This is a genomic window from Methylobacterium sp. 391_Methyba4 (assembly GCF_029691625.1).
GTDB classification, from domain to species: domain Bacteria; phylum Pseudomonadota; class Alphaproteobacteria; order Rhizobiales; family Beijerinckiaceae; genus Methylobacterium; species Methylobacterium fujisawaense.
Genome location: NZ_CP121475.1, coordinates 3636099 through 3657104, shown reverse-complemented (window position 1 = coordinate 3657104; position 21006 = coordinate 3636099). Strand labels below are relative to the sequence as shown.

The 21006-nt window shown below is 61.1% G+C and carries 15 protein-coding genes and 1 pseudogene; 5 read left to right on the top strand and 11 right to left on the bottom strand.

What is annotated here, in order from left to right; all coding sequences use genetic code 11:
• Positions 1–123: 123 nt before the first annotated feature.
• The 11 genes from P9K36_RS17090 to P9K36_RS17040 form a co-directional block, all read right to left on the bottom strand.
• The gene (locus tag P9K36_RS17090; protein WP_179696548.1) at positions 124–483 is read right to left on the bottom strand and encodes a hypothetical protein; all 360 of its coding nucleotides are present in this window, start codon (positions 481–483) and stop codon (positions 124–126) included.
• Between the two features lie 488 nt (positions 484–971).
• Complete coding sequence (locus tag P9K36_RS17085) at positions 972–1340, bottom strand: cupin domain-containing protein (protein WP_059408428.1); 369 nt, start codon at positions 1338–1340, stop codon at positions 972–974.
• Between the two features lie 1070 nt (positions 1341–2410).
• The gene (locus P9K36_RS17080; RefSeq protein WP_139239620.1) at positions 2411–3502 is read right to left on the bottom strand and encodes a hypothetical protein; all 1092 of its coding nucleotides are present in this window, start codon (positions 3500–3502) and stop codon (positions 2411–2413) included.
• Positions 3495–4547 carry an AAA family ATPase gene (locus tag P9K36_RS17075; RefSeq protein ID WP_179696867.1) on the bottom strand — a complete coding sequence of 351 codons (1053 nt, stop codon included), beginning with the start codon at positions 4545–4547 and terminating at the stop codon, positions 3495–3497. The genes P9K36_RS17080 and P9K36_RS17075 overlap by 8 nt, the downstream gene beginning before the upstream one ends.
• A 1-nt stretch (position 4548) precedes the next feature.
• Positions 4549–6783 (bottom strand): DDE-type integrase/transposase/recombinase, encoded by a 2235-nt coding sequence (locus P9K36_RS17070; protein WP_081948797.1) that lies wholly within the window; start codon positions 6781–6783, stop codon positions 4549–4551.
• Positions 6780–7595: a hypothetical protein gene (locus tag P9K36_RS17065; protein ID WP_139239581.1), complete on the bottom strand. Its 816-nt coding sequence runs from the start codon at positions 7593–7595 to the stop codon at positions 6780–6782. The genes P9K36_RS17070 and P9K36_RS17065 overlap by 4 nt, the downstream gene beginning before the upstream one ends.
• Positions 7596–8295: 700 nt before the next feature.
• Positions 8296–8874, bottom strand: coding sequence for an ABC transporter C-terminal domain-containing protein (locus tag P9K36_RS17060; RefSeq protein ID WP_139239580.1), 579 nt, complete (start codon positions 8872–8874; stop codon positions 8296–8298).
• 1862 nt (positions 8875–10736) lie between these two features.
• A complete protein-coding gene (locus P9K36_RS17055; RefSeq protein ID WP_139239579.1) occupies positions 10737–11207 on the bottom strand; it encodes a hypothetical protein in 471 nt (156 codons plus the stop codon).
• A 236-nt stretch (positions 11208–11443) separates the two neighbouring features.
• A protein-coding gene (locus P9K36_RS17050) for an IS3-like element ISMex11 family transposase (protein WP_089231740.1) occupies positions 11444–12543 on the bottom strand; the annotation gives its coding sequence in 2 pieces (ribosomal slippage) (positions 11444–12291 and positions 12291–12543; 1101 coding nt in all).
• A gap of 130 nt (positions 12544–12673) precedes the next feature.
• Positions 12674–15802: a multidrug efflux RND transporter permease subunit gene (locus tag P9K36_RS17045; protein ID WP_043387813.1), complete on the bottom strand. Its 3129-nt coding sequence runs from the start codon at positions 15800–15802 to the stop codon at positions 12674–12676.
• Between the two features lie 41 nt (positions 15803–15843).
• Positions 15844–16143, bottom strand: coding sequence for an HlyD family secretion protein (locus tag P9K36_RS17040; protein WP_278305571.1), 300 nt, complete (start codon positions 16141–16143; stop codon positions 15844–15846).
• A 117-nt stretch (positions 16144–16260) separates the two neighbouring features.
• Here P9K36_RS17040 and istA point away from each other — a divergent pair, with 117 nt between their 5' ends.
• The 5 genes and pseudogenes from istA (at position 16261) to P9K36_RS17015 (ending at position 20988) form a co-directional block, all read left to right on the top strand.
• The gene (istA, locus tag P9K36_RS17035) at positions 16261–17760 is read left to right on the top strand and encodes an IS21-like element ISMdi27 family transposase (RefSeq protein ID WP_278305570.1); all 1500 of its coding nucleotides are present in this window, start codon (positions 16261–16263) and stop codon (positions 17758–17760) included.
• On the top strand, positions 17757–18491 hold the full coding sequence (gene istB, locus P9K36_RS17030) for an IS21-like element ISMdi27 family helper ATPase IstB (protein WP_278305569.1): 735 nt from the start codon (positions 17757–17759) through the stop codon (positions 18489–18491). Before istA ends, istB begins: the two co-directional genes overlap by 4 nt.
• A 148-nt stretch (positions 18492–18639) precedes the next feature.
• Positions 18640–19407, top strand: coding sequence for a hypothetical protein (locus tag P9K36_RS17025; RefSeq protein WP_278305568.1), 768 nt, complete (start codon positions 18640–18642; stop codon positions 19405–19407).
• A 47-nt stretch (positions 19408–19454) separates the two neighbouring features.
• Positions 19455–19760, top strand: a pseudogene (locus P9K36_RS17020) (helix-turn-helix domain-containing protein); the annotation flags it as partial.
• 62 nt (positions 19761–19822) lie between these two features.
• Positions 19823–20988, top strand: a protein-coding gene (locus tag P9K36_RS17015) for an IS3 family transposase (RefSeq protein ID WP_089231777.1) whose coding sequence is annotated in 2 segments (ribosomal slippage) — positions 19823–20087 and positions 20087–20988 — 1167 coding nt in all. Because the reading frame shifts where the segments join, the coding sequence is not laid out codon by codon here.
• The last annotated feature ends 18 nt before the right edge of the window (positions 20989–21006 follow it).

Genomic DNA, 21006 nt, shown 5'->3' with positions numbered 1-21006 from the left:
GCGCACCGAATGCTTCCAAGCTCGTTGACCTGAAGCGCGATATGCAACGATACGAGATCAATCGGGGTGGCTTCAAGCCGGCCTCCCGATCGCACGGTGCTTCCAGCCCGACGAGCCAAAGCGTCATCCGATCCGAGCGGGGCTCAGCCCCACGTCCTCCGCGGACCGGCCGGCTCGATTTGGCAGGTCGCTATCGCCGGCGGCCGGCATTAGGGCGAAAATCCGTGCGGGAAAGCCCGCGCTCTGCTTCATCTTTGGCCAACTCGCGACCGGCAGACAGCCGCACATGTGCACCTGATCGAGATTGACCGTCAGCTCGACCTGCCGGCGGGGCAATCCGAGAGCGTAGGCTTCCAAGAACACGGCGCCTCCGCTGACGATCACGTCCGGGTCGGTATCGGTGGTGTCATACCCGGAAGCGGTGATGTCTCGTTCCTCATGCACGTAGGCAGGAACGTCGCGGCTCCAGCCGGGAAGTGGCACATGCCGGCCACATGCCGGTTCAGCATGCCCTCCTGGCTGGGCCAGCGACGCGACCAGTCGGTCCGCGGCGCGACGAAGGCGCCCGCCGGCATGGGTCCGTTGTGTCCTTCCCAGGCTCGGACATCCTCAAGCCTCGCACGGTAATCCGGATCGGTTACCGTGTGCTCGCCGATGATCGACACGACGAGCGGAAAGACCAGCTCTGCACCGCTATCCGATGCAGGAAGCGGGGGACCCGCACGAACTGAGCTGGCGGGTCGACATGCGCGCCCCACTGGCCCTGCAATCGCCACTCCTCGGCAAGGAAGCCGTGTTTCTTGCTGCCCACGCCGGGATCTTGGTGGTAGATCACCGTCCGCTGCGCCGGGGCGAAGCTCGAGCGGTGGAGAATGTCCACGTCGAAGGCATGCGCCAGGTCCCCCAGCGCGCCGCACGCAGTTGCGGCAGCAGCGCCCAGAGATCCTCGACCGAATGCGGGTCGTGCCCCATCAGGCGACCCGGCCGAGCTCGCGAATGGTGTGCTCATTCTCGACGTTGCCGGTGTTCAGCGTGGTGTTCGGCTCCAACAGCACGACATGGCACTCGTCGGTGAGCGCCTCCGGCAAGTGCTCGGTCCCGTGAGGGACGATGATGAACTCGCCCGGATCGAGATCAAGCGCCGGCCGGTCGCGGAAGCTCATTCGCAACCGACCCTCGACGACGAGGAAGAGTTCGTCCTCCTGGTCGTGCTGGTGCCAGTGAAAGGAACCCCTAAACTTGGCGAGCTTGACCTGAAAGTCGCCCAGGTCGCCGGCGATCTTGGGGCTCCAGTGGTCCGAGAACGTGCTGAACGCCTTCGCGAGGTTGACCTTGTCCATGATGTCGCTCCTTGCTGTGGAGGGCTCTTGTTGCAGCCCCACGCGGCCGCGAGCGCAGCCCGGATGGCCTCGAACTGGTCGGCGAGCGCGGACGATTGGGCCTGGAAGACGCCATCCAACACTGCCGTGCCGACCGTGAACGCGACGGCCCCCGCGCATAGGGCCTCTATCACCCGCTCGGGCCGATCGATCAAGCCCGCGACGACCACCGGTTCGGCACGGTGTCGAGGCCGCGTTGCCCGCCTTGCGCAGCAGGCTCTAGGACGTGAACGCCGAGGACGCTCCGTGCACCTTGTCGCGCAGCATCGGAGCGGCGAGCGCGTCACGAGGTGGCATCGCCCCCCCTTCAAGCCTCGACCCGGATCGCGGCGGGTCCGGCCTCGAACCGGCCGACGATGGCGGCCTGTGCGAAGCCCGTGTCGGGCTCGGAATAAATTGGCACCGAAATAATCTGAGCTCTCAAGCGATCTCACCGCCGACGACACTCTTATTCTGTCACCGAATGCCGGCGAATTGACACCAAAAAGCAGTTCGAACAAATATTCTGACACTGGATCGACCGCACGATAGCTCCTCATTGACAGGGTGAAAGCCAGCTTTATTGAACCGACCGATAGACACCGAGCGCAGAACGGTTAAACAGCTGTAGCTACGCACGCTCTAGCCAGATTTCGGACATATGGATTCGGCGCGGCGAGCCTGTTCACATCACGACTCCGCACCTGATGTTGCAGCAGTTGAGAGACTGATTTCGAGGGAGTGGGACATGGAAAGGGCATCACCCGCGCAGCCGCCCCGCCGTAGCACTCGCGCGGAACCCTCAAATCAAAATACGAGCAAGCTTAATATTTTCGACGACGCATCCGGCCGTCCACAATGCAACATGATCTCTCAACTTGCGCGGGAAGATCTGTTTTTCAAGGCATTGTACCACCCAGGAGTGAGACTCCTGCTGGAATTCATCTCGGATGATTACAAGACGATGCGCGACATCGAACGAGAGATATTAGGAAAAGACGAAGCCGAGTCCTGCCTCAGGAGAGTCGCAGAACTCGAAATTGTTGAAAAAATCAAGACTGAAATGGGCCCGGCATATCGATTACGCCCACGGGCAATGATTCCGGTTCACGATTGGCTGGGACGCCTCTCAGGAAACTCTGGTATTTAAAGGAAATTGATCGCCAAGATTCCGAAGAAAAATCAGGCCTGACCCTGCGAACAACCATGTAGTTTTTCTCGTCAATTCCCATAATTCTAAAGATACGCCTCTCCATCGATCGCTTAAGCTTTCCGGAAGGGAGCAATTTTACTCGACAACGTACTTCCATGAACGCCGCAAACCAGCCCAATTTAATGCTACATTCTTCATGAGACCGGACTATATCTGCGATTATGCCATCGAGACAAGAGGGATATTCGAGCGCAAGCTCAAGGCCGCGGAAAGTTGCAAATGCCCCATGTGGCAAGATACGGCCTGCGACAATGAAGGATAGACTGGCGAGAACCGAGAAGAAGGCGAGTTGCTCGCGGGCAGTTGAATGCGCAATTATGGCCGGCAACTGCGTGAGGGCGTTCGCGTCGCGACGCAGCACGCCGACCATTAGCTTGGCCAACTCCTGTTTCCTCTCTGAGGCGTACCGGGGCGCGACCATACGCAAATCGATAGCGCAGTTTTGACACAGATAGACACTCTCGATTCCTACCCAAGAAAGCGACTTCTGACATGTAGGACAGATTTGAACAAAACATTCCCCAGTGTCCGGATCGCATGGAAGGCAGGCGACTTGCCAGTGCGCCCTGATCCAGGGAATACCATCCGATTTGAGCATGCCGGGTGCCACTCGCCGCCGATGTGGCTCGATGACGTCCAAGCCAGCGTCCTGACCGAAAAGCTCAAAGCCGTTCTTACCTTCGGCAAATGCATCATTTGCAAGCTTTTGCAGCTCGAGACCCGCAAGGTCCGCAAACGTCTCGAGTTGGTATCTGCGAAGCGGGACAGAAGCTAAGCTATTCGCGTCTACCTGCAGGCCAAAACGCAGAAGCATCTCGACCGATATACGTTTTATCCGAGCGTAGCGCACGACTACACTTCTTAGGTCCTCCCCAGGTTGTGCTTGTACGGTTCGACGCAGCCGCGCCGCTGAAGGAGGCACGTCACTCATCGTAAAGCGTCCTTCCTTTGCGTCGCTTCCTATCGTCCAAATTGATGCGCATTGCGTCCTCGACCGACAGCGGAATATTGGGAAGTTGGAAATCTTTGACCCAAGGATTTACGCCATTCATTGTAGGATCGTCGCCATGAAGTAGATCGAAAGCTTGATTTAAATGCTTGATAGACAACGTCGAAGGCATCGTTCCCTCAGCGCAATCGGCGAATGCCAAATCAGTCGCAGCGCGAGTGAGCAGGGTGAGCCGCCCAAGACGGCCGCGCGTTGCAAAAAATGTCGACTGTAACCAATCCTTCGTCGACAATCCCGGCTTCTGCAAGAACGGTAGCTTGTCTTCAAATTTTTTAATTACACTAGCGAACGCAATTTGTTCTTTCCGCGCACGGAACGGCAGCGGCTTTAAGAGTACTCTTGGACCCGCACGTTCCTTAACTGCCTCATGTCGCGAGAACAATTCCTCTAGGAGCGGAGAACCGGTGATTGCGATCGGAAACGTTGCTGCATTCTGCATGGTTATGAGCATACTTCTGGCTGCATCGACTGCCGCAGAAGATCCACTTCTGAACAAATTCTGGTACTCGTCGAGCGCGACAAGCGTGACGTTGTTGTCATTGGAAATATCTATAGCGCGCTGAATCGCGTCACGCTCACGTAGGGGCGGCTCATACCTGCGGCCCCGTGCGCTCACACGCAAATCCTCGAAGAGGCGCAACCATCGGGTCGCAACACCTAGCGGTGTTTCCCCGGCAGAAAGCTCGAGGTAAACGATCAAATGGCCGTTGCCTTCGATGAGCCGCTGAAGCCCCTTTCCGACCTGTGTGCCAGTAAGTTCTTCGATGTGACGTTTTAGAATTTCGCTTTTGCCGCAACGTGAATATCCGCGTATATATCCTACGGATCCTTCCCTGCGCCGATTCGGAGCGAACGTGAGGTGCTGGAGAGCCTGTGCGGCGATCTTGATCGCATCATGCCGTATAAAGATCCTGTCTATGTAATCCAGCCGCTTCTTGTGCGGAAGCTCGTGAGGGAATATTGCCACCTCAATCCTCCTCACCGAGGAGATCGCTCATATCTATTTCATCGGCAGGCATGTCATCGTAGATATCGACGATGTCCTCATCATCCGTATTTATTGCATTTATATTTTCTTCGCAGACCGCCTGGCTTTTATCTTGCGCCGCCAATTGGCCGAACAGATCAAGCGCAGTGCCGTCACGAACCAGACGCGTCAAAGCATGTTTACATACGCCGTCGACCATCACGCCGGTAAATCGTGCAGCGGTAACTGCACCGCGAGATGAACCAAGCTTCGAGGCTTTGTCGGTTTTGATGCCCATGCATCCAATCGACCGGCGGAACAGCGCCGAAAATCCATCCTCATAGTCGATCTTCGATTGCGGATTCTTTTTCTTCTGGCGAAGAAGCGCCTGTACAACTTCGTCCTGCCAAACAGTCCTGCCGTGTGCTGCCGCTGCGGTACAGGGAACAGCAATCTCTGAGGGAGTATCAGTATTAGGAACGGACACGAATATAACGCCGACGTCTCGTAGTGAAATTCTGCCAATCAGCGGAGTCATAGAGTTTTTGCGAACTCCGAAATTACCCGACGTACGGCGGATGCTCTGAAGCTCCGGGGATTGATAATGCTTGTTGCGCCACTGTATCCCCTCCCGGCCAGCGTTCACCTTTACCTCAATGGAGGCAAGAACGTCTACGCGAGCTTGTTCATCAGGAGTCAGAAGCCTAGGCTTATAGTTTCGCAGACCTCGCAGCCAGCGTTGCTCCGGGGTTTCCCAATCAAGACCTCTTTGGGGTCTGCGAGCGTAAACAGTGATAAAATATTCGTGCAGAAGCGCAACGAAATCATCTAGTTCAATAGCTGCCTCCTTCGCGGGGTTTGCAGCACCCCTGTCACGAGGGCTTGATCCGGTTCTTCCTTTAAGCCAAGAGACGAAATCATTCTCGAGCGTTCCAAAAAATCGTTCAATGTATGGTTTATCGTCTGGAAATCTGGGTCGCGCCAGCTCGAAGCCAATTCCAACTCTGCGGAGAGATCTCGCCATCTGTCTGCCGACGTACTCCCGTGCGCGATCGAACCGGACCTTGGTAGGCTTGCCATGTGCGAGCAGTGAGCCGCTGATATGCGGGAAGCGTTGAGCCACGTAGGTCTTTTCCTGAACGCCATGAGCAATGCACATCAAAGAAGGCAGCAGACCAGTACCTTCGAAAGACGGGTAGAATCCAACGGGATAGCCCGAGTAAACGTCTATCGCTAAAGTTATGTCCAATCTGCCTAACGCCGATTTTGACAACATTTGCCCGAGTTCTGTGCTTCCTAAAATGGGGATGAGGTCGATCGAGTGATGGTCAAGCTCCCAATGCTGATTGATACGTGTTGGCCGGACGAGTTTTCCGACGGCACCGAATTCCAAGTCCGCCGCATGTTTACCCTTTGTAGCTGCAAGCCGTATCCATCCGTCGTAACGATTGAACTCTGAAGTCACAGTTGTTGTTCTTACTGGCGGTATTTGGAGACTCTCCTCCAAATTTATTTCTTTAATTTTGGTGTTTACTTGACCGCGGATAATACCTGGCCGCAAGGCATGAGGTAGAGTGTCGGCTTGTTCACGAATGATCGTGGCAATAAGGTCCAGCACACGTTGGGATATTTTACGGTTGTATGGACGTTGGTAGTTGCCGTGGACGTTCGCCATCGGAGAGCCCTTCTTAAGCTCCGATCTCTGCAACCAACGCAAAATGCTGCGGGCCGATCGCATGGCCGGTGGATGAACGTCCTTTGGTAGAGCAGCATCTACGATTTCGCGAACAATCAATGCATTCGTTTCGTTTCGCGCGAACCTCTCACCTCGTTCTTCGGCGTCTCGGATCCTGCGCGCAAACTCTTCGACATATAAATCCTTCAATCCTGCAACTTCTCGCGCTTTTTTAGGAAGCGCCTCAAATTTCTCGTCATGCCTATACGACTCAGGCTCTGCATTTAGTCCGGCGATGTTTTTTCTACCAGGCCTTTTTATTTCGCCGAGCGCAATTTTGTGAATATATTCGGTCGGCAGCAGCTCAATCAGCCGAGGAGGGCCGGTTTCGGATTTGAAAATAAGTGGCGCACACCCTTCATCTTTATGAAGGAAACTAAACGGCCTTCCTTCGTAGATAATGAAAGCCCCGACCTCAAGATCGTCAGGTACAATATGATCTATGGTGACCGGCTCGATTGAGTCTTCGCTGCTCAGGTCCGCTTCCATGACGTCCGTCATACCTCGTCCCTCCGTCTGCCGGTGAGGAAGACAAGGCTCTCGTCTCTAGGGATTTCGTGGAGATCGATCCCGAGGAGGCCCTCACTTACACGCGCCAGAACCGTCCCCCGCGGGTCCTCTGCTTCACGCAGAACAGCGGACGCGGCATCCAGCGTCGTGGCGTTTTCGGCTGCGATAATATGTTCCCGGAGGCGGCGCCAATCCCCCTCACTAATCGGACGTCCGCCATGTGAGACCAGTTCGTCCACTACCTCCGGTGCAGCCATGTTGGCGATATGAAGGTCTAAGACCAATTTCCATTGTAGGCCGCAGCGTGTGTAGGCTTGCCGCACGGCACGGAGGCGAGCGCGCACAAGTGCGGCTTTCTCCCATTTCCGGATGCCCGACTCGTCGTAGCGGTCGGCCGGTTTCGGTGGCCACAGATCACAAGCACGCTTATTCTCAAGTCGGAACCTTGTTCCACCTAAAATGCTTAGAAAGTCCGGAGTGTACTCGAAGGAATTGCCTTCGGTACCCGTAACGCGGATGGTTTCAGGCTGGGCGTAGAATGCGTCAACGGCGGAGTGAACGTCCATCAGCATGCTGCAACGCTCTTCGGTCACAGACTCGAAGACGGTGTGGTTCATCATCTTCCACGAGTAGAACCCGCCAACTTTCCTTGAGCCACCTTGAGTGATGATCCGCCGTACGGGTTCGCCAGTTGGATATCTGAATACCTCTACGCCCGGACCAAGGCTTTCCCAGACTTTTTCGGGTCCAGATTTATGCAGTATTCTTTTGTCAGCGCTCCTAAATACACGAGGTTGAAACATGACATCTCCTCCGATAAACTAAACCTCTCCTTCTGCGATCGGCAGTTCAGTCGCTTGGCCCGATAAATATGCTTATTTCTACAGGGAAAATTTTTCGTCTACTGCTGCCAATCCACACTCAGCCGCGCGCCATCTGCTCGCCGTGCTGTGCCTGCTGCCGTTATTGCCCGCGCCCCGGAACGGCTTGAGGAACGGCTACGGACCAACACGACGCGAGCTCGATGCATGAGGGAGTCGATGACACCTCTTGGCGGGGGCCGGTCCGGCACCCACTTCGCCGCGCTCGATATCCAAGGTTGGGAGCCGGATGGACGGGCCTTCCAACCTGCTGAGCTGTTTGCCCGCGGAACACAGGGGCGCGTGCTGAAAGCCGTCGACCGCCCAGTACCGACCGATCCCACAGGGGAGAGGCTTGCCTTTGACGTCAAAAATGCCAAAGTCTCAGCGCTCGGCCCGTGCCTCTGCTTGCTACAGCGGCATGGTACCTGCAGAGTGTCGGTCGAAGTCCCTGCTTGCCACAGGGGCTTCGAAACAGACGAATCGAAAGTGTCTGGAGGTGCGAAGCTGGTTGCTAGCCTGAGATTCGCACCTGGAAGGCGCGGCCCAAAAGGCCGCGCCTTCGCTTTGCGCTATTGCGCACCACCTTTCCGGCGGCCTCCCAGCTGTAAGCCGGTGAATTCATGCTTCCTCCGCTGCACAGTCATGCTGGCACGATTGCCAAACCTGGCGACTCGGAGTCAGTTGGCGCTCCTTTGATGGACCACCTCTGATCTACCCGACTAAATGACACGAGCTGAGACCGATGGAGAGCCGTCTTGCACTTCGCAAGCACGGATATCGAGACGGTCCCATCTTCAGCGAATCGAGAATTGATCTCCGCAGATGTGACGCTTGAAGGATACGCTGCTTCGATCATCTCGACGACCAGAAGCACGGCTTTTTGACGCGCTGGACACAGTTGGCGCGTCAATTCAGCCAGCTTGTCTCTATCAACCAACCGCTTCTTGTCAGTGGGTGCAGTCGTAGTATTTTTTCCCTTTATCGGCCGACTTCGCTGCTCAGAAGGACCACCTCGCATGTCGCCATTGATGGGTATGAGAGGTAAATGCCCTTGTCGCTCCTGATGTGGAACGGCCGCGGTCTCGAAAAATTCCATGGCTTCGAGCGTTCTCATACGCAGTACTGCGACTGCTCGCTTAGAAGCGATCTGCTGAACCTGCTGCTCCATGGCAGCGATTTCAGCCTCAAGCTGCTCAATCTCTCGACGTCGTTTCGACATCTGGGTTCGCTCCCTCAGGCGGAGACGAAGAGCAATCCTCGGCATTTTGTAGAGCATTGGACAGCGGTGGCAAGTGGCTTGGATGGACATGGACGATTGATCTCCGCTGCCCTCCAAAAGCTCCGGACACATTCGGATCGGCCCCGCTCCGGAACAATCAGCTGATTATCCGTACTCAAGGACGCGAGCTAGGACTTCAAAGCTGTCTTGGGTCCACAGTCCGATCTTGGATTCAAGGAACGTCGGACGGTTGTGCTTGGTGCGATTGGCTTCTCGATATCGAGAGTGACCAAGCCCTGGCATACAAGAGCAAGGATTGCATCGACTGGGTCGACTCGTGACGTCGAGATGCATGCGAGCAACTCCGCCAACTTGAGGCCATTCGGCGCAGCATCTAGCTTTCCTAAAATTCTCACTCTGTCTCCGATAGATACGATGCTCTTTCGAGTGGCCCATATTGCTCTTGCATTACTCGCTCTTGGCTCCCGCAGAATCGTCGATCTGCTGATTCTTATCTGGTCTTTCGCTTGGTTTGAGTCAGTGCTGTTGGTGTGGTCCCGAACGAGGGAAACACGCATCTGCCCGCCCAAAATGGTAACGATCAAGTTCAGCACTTCGTGGGGGAGCGGCTCGGACTCGGCTTCGAATGCTATCACAGACGGATCAAGGGATAGTTGGACAAGGGCATCACGGTGCCAGCGCTGATTATATCTGATCGGCCGCATGTTTTTTATCGATACAAAACTGTGACGACTCGCTTTCCGTCCAAATTCGTTCCTTAGTTCAGCTGGGGAGATTGGGTCCATCTTGATTGCCTCCATGCCTGCTCAGCTCGCACCGGCAACGCACGGATCGGCGAGACATTAACTCATCGCGGCGGCAATCATCGCGAGCCAGCTGCCATCATTAACATCCGACATCCGGCGGCATTGCCTCCGATCGGCCCCGAAATACCAGCATGGATACAGTATAGACAAAATGGCGCACCACCAAATGAACGCTTCTGGCGGATCTGTGAATCATGGGGATGCCCGTCACCGGTTGTTACTGTAACCGCTTGAGCCGTCTGATGTAATGAGCGACTTGTCCACGCTGCTCGGGATCGGTGCTATCGGAGGCGCAACGGGCAAATCGGAGTGGGAGCCCGCAGAATTTTTCGCTGCGCCTTCTCGGCCATCTTCTGGCGGATCCAGACCGAAGCAAGCGGCGCGCTGTGGGAGTCGAGCCTGGACCTTGGCGATGGACCGCCCAGCTCTCCATCTATTGAGCCCGCGCTTGCGTTTGGAAGCGGCTCCTCAGCCTCTCAGGAGTACGGCTCGCAAGGCGGCGCGGTTTCTCTCGACGGAACCAGCGGGCTCGCTCCGGAGAATGGGGCCAGTGGTTGCGAAATGACGGAGTTTGCAGCTGAAACCGAGACGATCGTTAGGCTCATGGCCGATCACTTGGTGGGTGTGCCACCACGGTGCGCGTGATCGCTGATGGCAAGGCCTCGCGACAGCCTTGATTGTGCCGGCGCAGGGTATGAGTGGCCGCTTGCGTTCCCGCTGCTCGATCAGCTTCCGGGCATGCTTAGGTAGGCTGTCGGCAATCGCGACCATGACAGCTACTTCTTCCGCGAGCACGTCTGGAGCAAGGACGCTCGGCCCGCGATCCCGCCGCCGAGGAATGAGTCTCCCGCCGCTTGCCCGAAATGACGCCTCAACGGCTGCAACCGGGTTGAGCAACTCTCAGCTCAACTGAAGGACCGACGTGCGGCGGCCAGCCGCTGGGGGAAGACGGCTACCAGCTTGGACGGTGCGTCCGTCTTCCCGTTGACCTCGAGACGTCGCGGGCGTTCGCGTGCGATCGACGACTGCGAGATGCTAACTTTCACCAGTAGTACTTCTGCTCATCTTGACATATTGGTGCTCTAACCAGCGGCGCATACTCGCAATCAATTCGGATTTTCGGCCACTTATAGCTGCGCGCGCAAGCATGTCGTCGAACACGATATCAAAAGCGTCCTTTCCCGCACCTCCTTCCGGCGAAATGGGTGCGCCGATATGCAACTCGAGAGTCAGCAAGAGGTCGACGAGATAGGCGATTTCGGGCGGTGGCCCTTCGCTGACCCATCGGCTCACGCTGCGAGTTGAACTGCCGACCTCCTCCGCGAATGCTGCATCCGTTCGCCCTAGCTCACGGAGGCGCGAACGGAATTCCGCGCCGGTCATATTCGTCAGATGACTCTTGGAACGCCCGACCACGCAGGTTCCTTCGATCGCAGGTGCATCGCAGCCACCTGCGAAGGTGCCTCGCTTGGAGCATAACATCATTCCTTCGTGGATGTTTGTCACTCCGCGTCGGCACTTGTGCGGGCTCGCTCGGGAGCTGGTGCAACGGCTCGCCTCCGCGCTCAGCTGGTATGAGGCTACGTGTGGGGCAAAGCCCGAGTGGGCGCAGCCAGCCAACTGGCGGATCAGTCGCGCGAGCTGACGTCCCCCCATCGCTTTGGTCCGGCGTGAGTGCGAGTTTTCCGGTTTTGTGAGGGTCCCCCGGATTTTGGTCCGGCCGAAAGGTGAGCCTCCGGATCTCATTCGGCGGCCTGCAGGGCCGCCGCCAGGGCGAATTCCTGGGGTGTCAGCCACCCCAGGGCGGTGTGAGGACGGCTCTCGTTGTACTGCCGCCGCCACGTCTCGATCTTGCTCCTGGCGTCGGCCAACGACAAGAACCAGTTCGCGTTCAGGCACTCGTCGCGCAGGCGGCCGTTGAACGACTCGACCAGCGCGTTGTCGGTCGGCTTGCCAGGGCGCGAGAAGTCCAACGTGACGCCGTTCTCGTAGGCCCAGCGGTCGAGTGCTTTCGAGACGAACTCAGGCCCATTATCGACCTGGATCGCGCACGGTGCTCCGCGCAGCATTGCCAAGCGGGCGACGACCGCCACGACCTGCTCGCCCTTGTTGCCTTGGTCGACCTCAATCGCCAGGGCCTCGCGCGTGAACGCATCGACGACCGTCAGAGCTCGCAGCCGGCGGCCATCGAACAGCGCGTCGGAGACGAAGTCCATCGACCAGCGTTCGTTCGGCCGGAGCGCGGCCGGCTGACGCTCACGGTGTGCCGCACTGACGTGCCGGCGGGGCCGCTTGAGCCGCAGGCTAAGGCCCTCATCCCTGTAGAGGCGGTGGACCCTTTTGTGATTCACCCGCCAACCTTCCCGGCGCAGCAGGATGTAGATCCTGAAGTAGCCGTAGCGCACCCGGCTCTTGGCCAGATCGCAGATGCGCATCCGCAGTGGTGCCTGATCGGGCTTGGTCGAGCGGTAGCGGACGCCCGACCGGCCGACGCCGAGCGCGGCGCAGCCGCGCCGCTCGCTCACCCCGTGCGCCTCCTGAACCTGGTGCACGAGTTCGCGTCGCCGAGCAGGCGTCAGAGCTTTTTTGCGAGCACGTCCTGCAAGATGTGCTTGTCGAGGCTCAGATCGGCCACGAGTTGCTTGAGCTTGCGGTTCTCGTCCTCAAGCTGCTTCAGCCGCCTCAGCTCGCCTGTGCCCAAGCCGCCGTAGAGCTTCTTCCAGCGGTAAAACGTCTGCTCGGAGATGCCCATCCGACGCAGCACCTCCGCGACCGGTGTCCCGGTCTCGGCCTGCTTCAGCGCGAAGGCGATCTGCTCCTCGGTGAACCTGCTCTTCTTCACGGCTCTGCTCCTCCCCTCAGGGTCTCACAAAACCGGAAAACTCGCACTCACGCCGGACCAAAGCGATGGGGGGACGTCAGCCGCTTCATTGCGGAAGCGCTTCGTATAATTCGAGCTGATACGGCTGCCACTAAGCGGCGTCGGCAAGCTCTGGCTTGCTTGTCCTCTGTCCCCGCGAGAGGAACCGCATCACAACCACGAAGAAAATCGGAACCATGAACACGGCGAGCACAGTCGCGGTAATCATGCCGCCTAGTACACCTGTGCCAAGGGCCTGTTGACTCTTAGCGCTCGCGCCGGAGGCGATCACCAGCGGCACCACGCCGAGGATGAAGGCCAGCGACGTCATCACGATCGGCCGGAAGCGTAGTTCCGCCGCCTCGAGCGTCGCCGCGATCAACGGCTTGCCTTGCGCGCGCAGGTCCTTGGCGAACTCGATGATCAGGATCGCGTTCTTGGCTGACAGACCGATGATGGTGATCAGGCCCACCGTGAAGTAGACGTCGTTCGGCAGCCCGCGCAGGTAGGCGGCCGCCACAGAGCCGACGATGCCGAGCGGCACCACCAGCATGACGGCGAACGGGATCGACCAGCTCTCGTAGAGTGCGGCGAGACACAGGAACACGAACAGGATCGAGAGCCCGAGCAGGAATGCGGCCTGGGAGCCGGCAAGCTTCTCCTGCAGCGACTGACCCGTCCACTCGTAGCCGAAGCCGCCCGGCAGTTCGCTCGTCAACCGTTCCATCTCGGCGAGCGCGTCGCCGCTGGTGTAGCCCTGTGCCGGGCTGCCAGTAATGCGAACGGCCGGGTAGCCATTGAAGCCGATCACCTGGGTTGGACCGACAACCCAGGTGACCCGAGCAAACGAGGCGAACGGCACCATGGCACCGCTGCTGTTGCGGGCGCTATACGTCAGCAGATCCTCCGGCCTGACCCGCTTATCCTCACGTGCCTGGACGACCACGCGCTGCATACGGCCGCGATTGAGGAAGTCGTTGACGTAGCTGGATCCGAGCTGTGCCGAGAGCGTGGTGTTGATATCGGCAAACGTCACACCGAGGGCGGCTGCCTTCTCGCGGTCGATGTCGAGCCGGATCTGTGGGGCTGGCGGCAGACCCTCGACTGTCACCTCGCGCAGGATCGGCGAGCGGCTAGCGGCCGCCAAAAGCTGATCCTTGGCAGCCATCAGCGCCTCGTAGCCACGCTGCGAGCGGTCCTGCAGACGGAAGCTGAAGCCGCTCGTCGTGCCGAGATTGGCGATCGGCGGTGGGGCGAGCGCGGACACCTCCGCGTCACGCAAGCCTACGAAAGTCTCATTGCTCCGGTCGATGATGGCCGCGGAACTCTGATCGGCATCGCGCTCCGACCAGTCCTTCAGGGTGACGAAGGCCTGTGCCGTCATCGCGCCTTGACCGAAAAAGCTGAAGCCCGTGATGAACGTGAGCTTGTCGACGCCCGGCGTTCCGGCGAGCTGTTCCTCCACCGAGCGGACAACATCGAGCGTCCGATTCGCACTCGCGTCCGAAGGTGCCAGAACGTCGGCCATGACGAAGCCCTGGTCGTCGATTGGCACGAAGCCCGCAGGCAGCCGCCAAAGGGCGTAGCCGAGGCCGCCCAGCAATGCCAAGTAGAGCAGCATGAAGCGGCCCGAGCGCGCCACCATCCAGCGCGTCGTGGTGCCGTAGCGGCGCGTCAGCCAGTCCAGGCTGCGGTTGAACCAGCCGAAAACGCCCTCCTTGGCGTGACCGTGCCCCTTAGCGATCGGCTTCAGCATCGTGGCACACAGAGCCGGGGTGAGCGACAGCGCCAAGAAGGCGGAGAAGCCGATCGACACGACCATGGCGGCCGAGAACTGCTGGTACATGATGCCGACCGAGCCGGGAAAGAACGCCATCGGCACGAACACCGCCATCAAGACGAGCGTGATGCCGATCACGGCGCCCGTGATCTGACCCATGGCCTTCTCGGTGGCCGCTCTCGGCGAGAGGCCCTCCTCGGCCATGATGCGCTCGACGTTCTCGACCACCACGATGGCGTCATCCACGAGGATGCCGATGGCCAGCACCATGCCGAACATGGTGAGCACGTTGATCGAGAAGCCCATCAGGAGAAGGGAGACGCAGGTGCCGAGCAGCGCGATCGGCACCACGATGGTCGGGATCAGCGTGTAGCGGAAGTTCTGCAGGAACAGGAACATGACGACGAAGACGAGCACCACCGCCTCGGCGAGCGTCAGCAGCACCTTCTTGACCGACGCCGTGATCACCGGCGTGACATCGTAGGAGATCTCGTACTTGAGGCCCGGCGGGAAGAAGCGGGCGAGCTGCTCCATCTTGGCCTTCACCGCCTTGCCGGTGGCGAGCGCATTGCCGGTCGGCGCGAGCTGCACGGCGATGGCGGCCGCGGGCTTGCCGTTCAGGCGGGTTGAGAAGGCGTAGGATAGGCCGCCGACTTCCAGTCGTGCGACGTCGCGCAGGCGCACGGTGGAGCCGTTCGGGTTGGCGCGCAGCACGATTGAGCCGAAATCCTCGGGCGACTCGAGCTGGCCCTTCACCAGCACCATGTTCTGCGTGCGCTGAGCTCTCGGGCTCGGTTGCACGCCGAGCAAGCCCGAGGCGACCTGCGCGTTCTGCGCCTTGATCGCGTCCTCGACATCCTGCGCGGTCAGGTTGACGCCGAGCATCTTGTCCGGATCGAGCCAGACCCGCATCGCACGTTCGGTCGAGAACAGGCGCGCCCGGCCGACACCAAGGAGACGCCGCAGCTCCGGCAGCACGTTGCGGGTGGCGACATCGCCAAGGCCGACCTCGTCGAGGCTGCCGTCGCTGGAGGTGAGCGTCACGAACTGTAGGATGGCGCTGCTCGCCTCGACGATGAGGATGCCTTGCTCGCGGACCGCCTCCGGCAGGCGTGGTTCGATGCGCTTGATACGGTTCTGGACATCGACGGCGGCCAGCGCGATGTCGGTTCCGGGCTGGAAGTTGACGATGATCTCGACCTCGCCGGTGGTGTCGCTCGTCGACTCGTAGTTGAGGACGTTGGCGGCCCCATTCAGCTCCTCCTCGATCAGCCGGGTGACACTGAAGTAGAGGTTCTGGGTCGAGGCTCCGGGGTAGACGGTCGAGATCGAGATCGAGGGTGGCGCGATCACCGGATACTGCGCGACCGGTAGGAACGGCAGCGCGAGCAGTCCGCCTAGGCAGATGAAGATCGCCACCACCCAGGCGAAGATCGGACGCGCGATGAAGAAGCCGGGCATGGCGGCAGGCCTCCGGAGGGAGCGGGGCGCTTGGAAAGGGATCAGTTCGGTCGGGCTTGCGCCGCCGCCTGCTTGGCTGGCAACCACGGCACGGGTTGCACCACACTGCCGGGCGTGAACTTCTGGAAGCCCTCGACGACGACGCGATAGCCGGGCTTCAGCCCGTCCTCGACCACGATCTCGTTGCCGAGCGTGCGGCCGACACGCACCGGCTGCAGTACGGCGCGGCCCTCGTCGTTGACGACGTAGACCTCGCTGCCGCCGGCATTGTTGCGCTGGATCGCCTGCTGCGGCAGCACGATGGCATCGGCGTCGATACCCTCCTCGATTTGCACGCGCATGTTGTGTTTCGGCGTGCAACTTTGACCCCCTGATGCGGGGGATCGGCGTCCAATTCTGACCCCCTGAAACTTGCTCTCGCAGACTGCCCTCCGGGACGACCGGACGGGTGGTGGGGGATGAAGGGCGTGGACACGATTGCGCGCATCCGGCGCGAGTTCTTCATTCGCGGCCGGTCGATCAAGGATATCGTCCGCGACCTGCACGTCTCCCGCAACACCGTGCGCAAGGTCATCCGCTCGGGAGCCACCAGCTTCGCCTACGAGCGCGAGGTGCAGCCGCTGCCCAAGCTGGGACCATGGCGGGACGACCTCGACCGGATGCTGGCCACGAACGCCAGCCGGCCGCCGCGCGAGCGGCTGACCCTGATCCGGGTGTTCGAGGCGCTGCGCGGTCTCGGCTACGAGGGCGGCTACGACGCGGTGCGCCGCTACGCCAAGGGCTGGAAGCGGGAGCGCACTGCCATCACGGCGCCCGCCTTCGTGCCGCTCTCCTTCGCCCCGGGCGAGGCCTACCAGTTCGACTGGAGCCACGAGATCGTGCTGATCGGCGGCGTGACCACGACGGTCAAGGTCGCCCACGTCCGGCTCTGCCACTCGCGCATGTTGTTCGTGCGGGCCTACCCGCGTGAGAGCCAGGAGATGGTCTTCGACGCCCATGACCGGGCGTTCGCCTTCTTCCGCGGTGCCTGCCAGCGCGGGATCTACGACAACATGAAGACCGCGGTGGAGACGATCTTCGTCGGGCGCGAGCGCGCCTACAATCGCCGCTTCCTGCAGATGTGCTCGCACTATCTCGTCGAGCCGGTGGCCTGCACGCCGGCCTCGGGCTGGGAGAAGGGGCAGGTCGAGAACCAGGTCGGGCTGGTGCGCGAGCGCCTGTTCACCCCGCGCATCCGGGTGAAGAGCTACGACGAACTGAACGCCATGCTGCTCGACGGGGTGATCGCCTACGCCAAGGCCCATCCTCATCCCGAGGAGCGCGAGCGCAGCGTCTGGGAGCGGTTCGAGGCCGAGCGGGCGGCGCTGGTGCCCTATGCCGGCTGCTTCGACGGCTTCCACGCCGTGCCGGCCGCCGTCTCCTCGACCTGCCTCGTGCGCTTCGACAACAACAAGTACTCGGTGGCCGCCTCGGCCATTGGCCGTCCGGTCGAGGTGCGCGCCTACGCCGAGCGTGTCGAGATCCGCCAGGACGGCCGCATCGTTGCCGAGCATGCCCGCGCCTTCGGCCGTGGCCAGACGGTGTTCGATCCCTGGCACTACGTTCCCGTGCTCGCCCGCAAACCCGGCGCGCTGCGCAACGGGGCGCCGTTCAAGGACTGGGTTCTGCCCGCCGCCCTCGACCGGATCCGGCGCAAGCTTGCCGGCAGCGCCGACGGCGACCGCCAGATGGTCGAGATCCTCACCGCCGTGCTCGGCGATGGCCTGCCCGCGGTCGAAGCCGCCTGTGCCGAGGCGCTGCGCGAAGGCGTCCACTCGGCCGACGTCGTCCTCAACATCCTGGCTCGCCAGCGCGAGCCTGCTGCCGCCGTCACCCTCCCGACGCCCGAGGGTCTGCGGCTGCGCCACGAACCCGTTGCCGACTGCGCCCGCTACGACAGCCTGAGGAGAGCCCGATGATGGAACGCCAGCAGATCCTCGCCACGATGGGCGAGCTGAAGTTGTTCGGGATGAAGGCGGCCTACGACGAGATCATCAAGGTCGCAGTCAAGCGCACCCACGAGCCGCAGCAGATCGTCGGCGACCTGCTCCAGGCCGAGATCAGCGAGAAGCAGGCCCGCTCGATCCGCTACCAGATGACGATCGCCAAGCTGCCCCTGGCCAAGGACCTCGCCGAGTTCGCCTTCGCCGGCACGCCGATCAACGAGATGCTGGTGCGCGATCTCGCCGGCGGCGAGTTCCTGGCCCACCAGCGCAACGTCGTGCTGGTCGGCGGCACCGGCACCGGCAAGACGCATCTGGCCATCGCGATGGCCCGGGCCTGCATCCGGGACGGGGCCCGGGCTCGGTTCTACAACGTGGTCGACCTCGTCAACCGGCTCGAAGCGGAGGCGCGGGCCGGCCGGCAGGGCCGCATCGCCGACCACCTCGCCCGCCTCGACCTCGTGGTGCTGGACGAACTCGGCTACCTGCCGTTCGCGCAGTCGGGCGGGCAGTTGCTGTTCCACCTGATCAGCAAGCTCTACGAGACCACCTCGATCGTGGTCACCACCAACCTCGCCTTCGGGGAATGGCCGGCGGTGTTTGCCGGCGACGCCAAGATGACGACCGCGCTGCTCGACCGGCTCACACACCACTGCGAGATCGTCGAGACCGGCAACGAGAGCTGGCGCTTCAAGAACCGCGCCTGAGGTCGGCTACCCGTCGCGCCTTCTGGATCCCTGATCAGCCCGGCTGCGCCACCTCGATCCGCTCCGCCGGGCTGACCAGGGGCGTCACGACACATCCATCCAGGGGGTCAATTTTGGACGCCGATCCGGGGTCAACATTCCACGCTGTTTGACACTCCTGATCAACTCGGTGGCCAACACGGCGCTGCCGGCGCCCCTGTTCGTCCTGTCCGGGCTTCTGCTCGGGCTTCTGCTCGCCGCCGCCATGCTCAGCGCCGCGCGGATATACGTCCTGGCGCTGTTCGAGCGGCGCGTGTTCGCGAGGATTGTCGCGGAAATCACCCTGCGTGCCCTCCACGCCAGAAACCCGCACTTCGACGACGCAGGGCGCCGCGACCTGTTCAACCGCTTCTTCGATCTTATGACGGTCCAGAAAGCGGTCCCGCATCTTCTGGTCGGCGGCTTGGCGATCCTTCTACAAGCCGGGATCGGCCTCGTCCTGACAAGTTTCTATCATCCGTTCTTTCTCGCCTTCAATCTCGTCGCCGCCGCCGTCCTGCTCGGCATCGGGTTCATCTGGGCGGGGCCGGCGGTCCGGTCCGGCGCGGCGCTGAGCCATGCGAAGCACGAGACGGCGCGTTGGCTGGAGAGCGTCGGCACCTCGAACGGCTTCTACAAGCACGGTGGTCGGCTATCGGCCGCGATGGCGCGTTCCGACGCGATGACCGCCGCCTACCTGCGGGCGCATCGCCGCCACTTCCGCCACACCTTCGCGCAGACCATCGGATTCCTCGTGGTCTACGCGGTCGCCAGTGCCGCCCTGCTGGCCATGGGCGGATGGCTCATCCTGCAGGGGCAATTGTCGCTCGGGCAACTCGTGGCGGCGGAACTCGTCTTGTCGGGGGCCTTCTACGGCATCTCGCAACTAGTGCAGTGACGCGGACAGAGGATTCACGCGTCCGATGAGACGTGCGAGTCTGGGCCATGGCTCAGACGGTCTGTGTGCTTCTCGATGCGAGCGATGCGGCACGACTGGTTGCGATCGCCAGCGACCGCTCCCGCCCGCTCAAACATACCCAGCGTGCCCGCATCGTCCTGCTCTCGGCCGAGCGCTTTTGTGTCCAGGACGTCGCCCGGCGGGCGGGCGTCAGCCGCCCGGCCGTGTGGCGCTGGCAGCGGCGCTACGCCGAGGCTGGCGTCGAAGGTCTGCTGCGCGACAAGACGCGCCCGCCCGGCACGCCGCCCCATTCAACCGAGACGGTGGCCGAGGTACTGGCGCTGACCTGCTCGTGATCCGCCCCCAATGAAGTGGTCCGCCCTTTGGTATGGCTTTGAGCCTGGAGGACGGATCGATGTCGAGGAAGCGACCCAAGCCTGAGGAGATCGTCGCCAAGCTGCGGCAGGCGGACGTGCTGGTCGGGCAAGGCCAGAGCGTGGCGGAGGCGATCCGCGCGATCGGCGTGAGTGAGGTGACCTACTACCGCTGGCGGCGTGAGTACGGCGGCCTGAAGTCGGATCAGGTCCGGCGGATGAAGGATCTGGAGACGGAGAACCAGCGGCTCAGAAAAGCCATCGCCGATCTCACCCTGGACAAGCTGATCCTGCAGGAAGCCGCCCGGGGAAACTGACCAGCCCCGCGCGCCGACGCGCCTGCATCGAGCATGTCCGGACCGTGCTGAAGGTCTCCGAGCGTCGGGCCTGCAAGGCACTCGGGCAGCATCGCTCGACACAGCGCAAGGCGCCGCGGGGCAAAGATGACGAGGCGGCGCTCGTCGCCGAGCTGATCGAATTTGCCCGTAGCTACGGGCGCTACGGCTATCGGAAGGTCGCCGCCCTACTGCGGGCGGACGGCTGGCTGGTCAACGACAAGCGGGTCGAGCGCCTATGGCGGCAGGAGGGGCTGAAGGTCCCGGCCCGCCAGCCCAAGCGCGCACGGCTGTGGGACGGGGATGGTTCCTGTATCCGGCTGCGCCCGGAGCACCGCAATCACGTCTGGTCCTACGACTTCGTCGAGACGCGCACCCACGACGGGCGCAAGTTCCGGATGCTCAACGTCCTCGACGAGTTCAGCCGCGAGTGCCTGGCCATCCGAGTGGATCGCAAGCTCAAGGCGGCCGACGTGATCGATGTGCTGTCCGACCTGTTCATCCTGCGCGGCGTGCCGGCGCACATTCGGTCAGACAATGGTCCGGAGTTCATCGCCAAGTCGGTGCAGTCCTGGATTGCGGCCGTTGGCGCAAGGACGGCCTACATCACCCCTGGTTCGCCGTGGGAGAACGGATATGTCGAGAGCTTCAACGCACAGATACGCAACGAGCTGCTGAATGGCGAGATTTTTTACACGCTCAAGGAGGCGCAGATCATGATCGAGGGCTGGCGACGGCACTACAATACGGTTCGGCCGCATGGCGCATTGGGCTACCGGCCGCCAGCGCCAGAGGTGTTCGTGCCAGCTATAGCCGCTAGGCCGGCTGCACCGGCCAAGCTCGCCGTGGTCCAGCGACCAACCCTGCACTAACTTTGACCTTGGACCACC